Annotated in this window: 3 protein-coding genes and 1 pseudogene; 1 reads left to right on the forward strand and 3 read right to left on the reverse strand. The window is 54.7% G+C overall.

The annotated features are described in order from the left end of the window. Window positions 1-80 precede the first annotated feature (80 nt). On the forward strand, window positions 81-3,275 hold the full coding sequence (locus tag AC1DSG_RS26595) for a DUF3320 domain-containing protein (protein ID WP_477793548.1): 3,195 nt from the start codon (window positions 81-83) through the stop codon (window positions 3,273-3,275). A 140-nt stretch (window positions 3,276-3,415) separates the two neighbouring features. On the opposite strand, the gene AC1DSG_RS26600 is transcribed toward AC1DSG_RS26595, so the two are convergent. From AC1DSG_RS26600 to AC1DSG_RS26610, 3 genes and pseudogenes are all read right to left on the reverse strand, one after another. Continuing rightward, a complete protein-coding gene (locus tag AC1DSG_RS26600; RefSeq protein ID WP_477793549.1) occupies window positions 3,416-4,234 on the reverse strand; it encodes an SDR family oxidoreductase in 819 nt (272 codons plus the stop codon). Window positions 4,235-4,484: 250 nt separating this feature from the next. Then, a pseudogene (locus AC1DSG_RS26605) lies at window positions 4,485-4,667 on the reverse strand (AbrB/MazE/SpoVT family DNA-binding domain-containing protein). 314 nt (window positions 4,668-4,981) lie between these two features. Next, window positions 4,982-5,797 (reverse strand): aldehyde dehydrogenase family protein (locus AC1DSG_RS26610; protein WP_477793550.1); only part of this gene is annotated, 816 nt, incomplete at its 5' end.

Below are 5,797 nucleotides of genomic sequence, written 5' to 3' on the forward strand. Positions count from 1 at the left end.
CAATGGAGTTAGGTGAACACTGCACGCAAATTTGGGACGGCTCACTATCGGTTGCGCAGCATCTTAAGGCTGTCATTCAATTGCGCCAGGCAACGCTCTGCGTGACTGTGGACGAGCCTTGGACGGATATCGGTTTTGATGTAGTCGCTGAAGGTCATTGTGGCGAGCAGTTGAAATCAGACCTCGCTCATATGCGCTCTATTGTCTTGCTTGACCAGGAGCTTGCGCCCTATCTTCAATTGGGCGACCTCACAGAGGGATTATGGGCAGGGCTCAACACCGACTCGGAACCGCTGTTCGCTGCCATCGCGTTTCAATCCTCGCGTCGTCCAGTGGTCGAGGAGGGTGCGCTCGAAGGTGCTCATGACCAAGTGGCAGCGGGTCAATGCGGCAAAACCATGCAGGCGGATCTTGCGCTACTCACGCAACGACTTCTCGTTGAGAAATCATTGTCGGATTTTGAAGATCTGGGTGTCGTTAGTTCGGGGTTGTGGACGGGCCTTAAAACCAAGGTAGACAAGGTCTCGGACGCGGTCGCGTTCCAAGGCAAACTAGCGTCTGCACTCGCTCAGCTTGGCACGACACCTGAACTTGTATCTGCATATCGCAGGGCAATACAAGTGCTGCTTGGCGATGCCAATTCGCTGCTTGAACCCGAGGGCATGGCTTGTCAAACAGGTGCGCAATTGCGTCAGTGCTTTGAGTTACTCCGCCAACACGTGGATGTTCTGGCGACAGCAGCACACTTATCAGAATCAGGACAAGCGGACATTCAGAAACTGACGCTTGATGCGCTACTGCATTATTGCGAAGCCATCGTTCGATCTGAATCTGGTGTTCGTGCCTGGTGTGCATGGCGTAAGGTGCGGGAGGAGGCAATCGGCGCCGGTCTCTCAAGTCTGGTTCAGGCGATGGAGGGTAATTCCGTAAACCCTGGAGAAGTCCGCCTATCTTTTGAAACCAATTACGCTCGGTGGTGGTTGAACGCGGTCGTTGACAACGAACCTGTCATTCGTGGATTCGTCAGCGTAGAGCATGAACAACGAATTCGGGATTTTAGAGCTCTGGATGATCGCTTCACTTCATTAACCCGGGACTGGCTGCGAGCGCGTCTATGTTCAGGTCTACCTAATCCGGAGACTGTCACTCGCTCTTCGGAGTGGGGTGTGCTCCGGTACGAAATGGGTAAGAAGACTCGTCATTTGCCGCTTCGGGAGTTGATGTCCAAGATCCCTGATGCGCTGACGAAACTTACGCCTTGCATGCTGATGAGCCCGCTGTCCATTGCTCAATACCTCACGCCTGGTGCAAGCGCCTTTGACCTCGTCATCTTCGATGAAGCTTCGCAAATTCCCGTCTGGGACGCTGTCGGAGCCATGGCGCGCGGTAATCAAGTGGTAATGGTCGGCGACCCCAAACAGCTGCCTCCTACATCCTTCTTTGATCGTGCAGAATCAACGATGGATGATGAAGACGTTGAGGCCGATCTTGAGAGTATTCTTGATGAGTGCATCAGCGCGAACCTTCCGGTTCGTCATCTGAATTGGCACTACCGCAGTCGTCATGAAAGCTTGATTGCTTTCTCGAACCAACGTTATTACGACTCCAAGCTCGTGACGTTCCCATCCCCCGTGACAAACGACCGTGCCGTCAAACTGCACGAGATCGCGGGTGTTTATTCCAAAGGTGGATCAAGAACAAATCTGATCGAAGCGCGTGCAGTCGTCGCTGATGTAGTTGCTCGTCTGCGTTCGCCGGGATTCCGAGAAAGCAAGTTGACGATTGGCGTGGTGACGTTTAACGGTGAGCAGCAGAAGCTTATTGAGGATCTCTTAGACGAAGCACGTCGTAATGAACCATCGCTTGAGGCTTACTTTGCCGACACCGAGCTTGAGCCGCTGTTCGTGAAGAACCTTGAGAGTGTTCAGGGGGATGAGCGGGACATCATCTACTTCTCGATTACCTACGGTCGCGATGCAGCGGGTACTTTGGCCATGAATTTTGGCCCTATTAACCGCCCTGGCGGCGAGCGTCGATTGAACGTGGCAATTACGAGGGCTCGGCACGAGCTGTGCGTCTTCGCTAGCTTGCAACCTGAACAAATAGATCTAACGCGAACCCAATCGATTGGTGTCCGTGACTTGAAACACTTCCTTGAGTTTGCACAGCGAGGGCCTCGAGCGCTTGCTGAGGCCGTCACCGGCAGTGTCGGCGGCTTTGATAGTCCCTTTGAAGAAGCGGTCGCCGCGGTGCTCACAAGCCGAGGATGGCAAGTGCATACCCAAGTCGGTGTTTCCGCATTCAGAATCGATTTGGGCGTGGTCGATCCTGATGCACCTGGTCGCTACCTGGCCGGTGTCGAGTGTGATGGGGCGACCTACCATCGCAGCGCTACAGCGCGAGATAGAGACAAGCTTCGAGAGAACGTGCTTCGTGGGTTGGGATGGGAGATTCTGCGTATTTGGTCAACTGACTGGTGGATCAATGCCGTTGGTACAGCTGATCTAATCCATGAACGCCTGACCGCTTTGCTCGTGTTGAGTCGGGCTCGACGCGCCGAGCATGAAGCTCGGGAAGAGGCCGACCGCGTGCTGGTCGAAAATGCAGTAGTGGAGGTCGTTGAGGTGATCGAGGAGGTGACCGGTTCAGCGACTGAATCGCTGACCATCGATAGTGCGAAAGATGAAGGAGATACTCATCAGAGCCAGCAATACGCAACTGATGCCTTGGCACGTCAGCTGGTAAGCACCTCCCAATCGCATTACGTCTCGGCAGAGGTTGTTTACTACAGAGAGTCCGATCCTTCTTCCTGTGTCCAAGGGGTGGATCCGGATTTGTTTTTTGAGGCGAGTTACTCAGGCGTTTTAAACGCACTCATCGAGCATGTGATTAGCGAAGAAGGGCCTATTCTCGATGTGATTCTAGCTCGGCGAGTTGCAAGGGCTCATGGTTGGGTGCGTACGGGTTCCAAGATTAGAGAAAGAGTGTCGGCGATGGCGCAGAGCACTCATCGTATGACCGTTGATGATGTCGGGGAGTTCTACTGGCCAAGCCATATAACTGATGTTTCAGCCGTTGTCTGTCGTCGTCCCGAAGACGAGGCGAGTATCCGACCTGTTGATGAGATCTGTGGCGATGAGCTGGCATCACTCGCTCGGGAGCTTCGTGCCAAAGGCAAAGCAGGGGCGGCATTACTGCACGCCATGGCCAGAGAGCTGGGACTTCAAAAACTGTCTGCATCCAGCCGATTGAGGCTCGAAAAAACAGCCATGTAGGGCAGGAAAAACAGACTCGATTTAAGCCCAGGTGTAGTGGTCAACTAATCCCGGACACGACGTTAAGTTTTTCTTCGGCCCGAGCGGGCGCGGTAGCTGGAATAAAGCTGCCCCTCTAGCTGAATGCGATACACACGTTACTAATCGGCGCCATACCAGTATTGGGCCGTCACACCGCCGTCCATGAGGAAGTCACTGCCGGTGATGAACGTGCCTTCAGGCCCCATCAGTAGGGCGGCGACAGCTCCCACTTCGTCGGGTGTACCGCCGCGCTTGGCTGCGCAGGACTCGATCATGCGTCGATACCCATCGCCGCGCGGGCCATTAAGTTCGTCCCTGGCCAATGGGGTGAAGATGATGCCTGGACTGATGGTATTGACCCGAGCACCACGCTTGCCCCAGCTCACTGCTTGCGCGGCTACGCGCAGGGAGTTTCCACGTTTGGAGATCTGGTAAGCATTCAGCGGATCGGTCACGACATCAGGTTGAAGCATCGGAAGTGCAAGCAGCTCTTCGACCGGCGTGAGTGCCAACGCCTTGTTCTGCTCGTCCGTTAGGGCGGGTAAACGGTGGCCTGACTGCGAGGCGATTACGATTGCCGATCCACCATTGGCGATCACATCACCAAACAGCTCCAACACAAGAGCGGTGCCATACAGGTCGACCTTGAGAATGACTTCCGGTGGGGCTTGAGAAGGGGATACGCCGGCGGCGTGAATGACCCCCGTGATATCCCCGATAGCTGTGGCTTTGGCGACAAGCGCTTGAACGGATTCGCGGGACGAGACATCCACGATACTCGTTGTGACCTCGAAGCCTGCATCACTCAAGACCTTGGCGGCCGCGTCGGCTGTATCTTGTCGAAGATCCGCCAACAATACATGCTTGCCAGCGCTCACGCGTCGAGCAATGGCTTGGCCAATGGAGCCAGCGCCGATTACTACAGTGACATCTGTCATTTTCAGTGTTCCTAGAAGGCTATAGCTCCACTTTAGGCCACTCTGGGTCTATTGATTAGCCATTCAGAGATGCTTGGCCTTATGTATGGCATTCATCAATTGCTGCAGCACTATCTAGGATGGGTGCTTTCCGTGCATGACATTGGTGACCTCAAGTACCGGCAAAAGGAGACGACTTCAAGAACGGGACGAGCCTAAGCAGAGGCAATTTATGACTGTGCTATGCGTTCCTCTTTGCAGAGCGGCTGCCTCATTTCTCCTCGGCGTTACCAACCTGTCCGCTGTCCCAGGCTTCAGTAAGGTCGTCTATTCGATCCGCGATTTGAGGCTTTTTTGATAGGACAAGGCAGCGCGTGTTGCCGACAAACTCCTAGGTCAGATACAGCAAGTCGCCATCATCAAGCTCCAGTTTCTGCAACGCCTCATCAGGAATTCAAATCGCACCGTCACCATCCCATTCTTCGATCATGATTTGTCAGTGCTGTTGCGATTTTGACCCCGGCTGCTGATTTCGACTACCCCATCTGCAACCTCTGAGATCCTGCGCAAGGTCATCGTTTGCTGATTATTTGGGTGGGTCAATGAGTTCCGGCAGCCAGGGGGGGGGCTGAAGCAAGACTGACCCACCTCTAAATCTCCAAAAATCTCGCAGAGGCAATGGTTTGAGAGGAACAGACTGGGTCAGTGATATCGGCAACTGGATCAATTCGGCGTCGGCGCCAACAGTGCCGGGTAACCTGAAAGCCGTTACTTCAGTGTGATAGTGGTATTCACACCGTCATTCACGCTTTTGTCGTCAAACCAGCGGCTGGTGATGGTTTTGGTCTGGGTGTAGAACTGAATGGCCTGCTTGCCATACGGGCCGAGGTCACCCAGCTTGGAGCCGCGAGAGCCAGTGAAGCTGAAGGCCGGAACTGGTACTGGGATTGGGATGTTGATACCAACCTGGCCGATGTCGATCTCGCTCTGGAACTTACGAGCAGCAGCGCCGCTTTGAGTGAACAGACCAACGCCGTTACCAAATGGGTTGGCGTTCACCAGTTCGATGGCATCGTCCAGGGTATCGGCTTCCAGAACAACGAGCACCGGGCCGAATATTTCCTGGGTGTAGATGTCCATTTCAGTCGTCACACCCGAGAAAAGGGTAGGGCCGATGAAGTTGCCTGCCTCGTAGCCTGGTACCTTGATGTCACGGCCATCCAGTTCAAGTTTGGCGCCTTGACGAACACCACTCTCGATCAGATCCAGGATGCGTTGTTTGGCGCGCTTCGAGATGACTGGGCCTATGTCTGTGCCAGGCTCGGAGCCCGCGTTCACTTTCAGCTTCAGAGCCAGTTCCTTGATGTCCGGCAGCCAGCTCCGTGCCTCACCAACAAGAACAATTACGGAAGTTGCCATGCAGCGCTGACCGGCAGCACCGAAACCCGCACCGACCAGTGCGTTCAGGGTGTGCTCACGGTTCGCATCAGGCAGCACCACGGCGTGGTTCTTGGCGCCCATCATCGACTGAACGCGTTTACCGTGTTGGCTACCCAAGTTGTACACGTGGGTGCCGACGTGGGT

The sequence above is a fragment of the Pseudomonas sp. P5_A12 genome (assembly GCF_056400685.1).

What these genes read in the sequence shown, in the direction of transcription:
- AC1DSG_RS26600 (WP_477793549.1), bottom strand. Translation starts at nt 4,234, where the DNA reads ATGACAGATGTCACTGTAGTAATCGGCGCTGGCTCCATTGGCCAAGCC.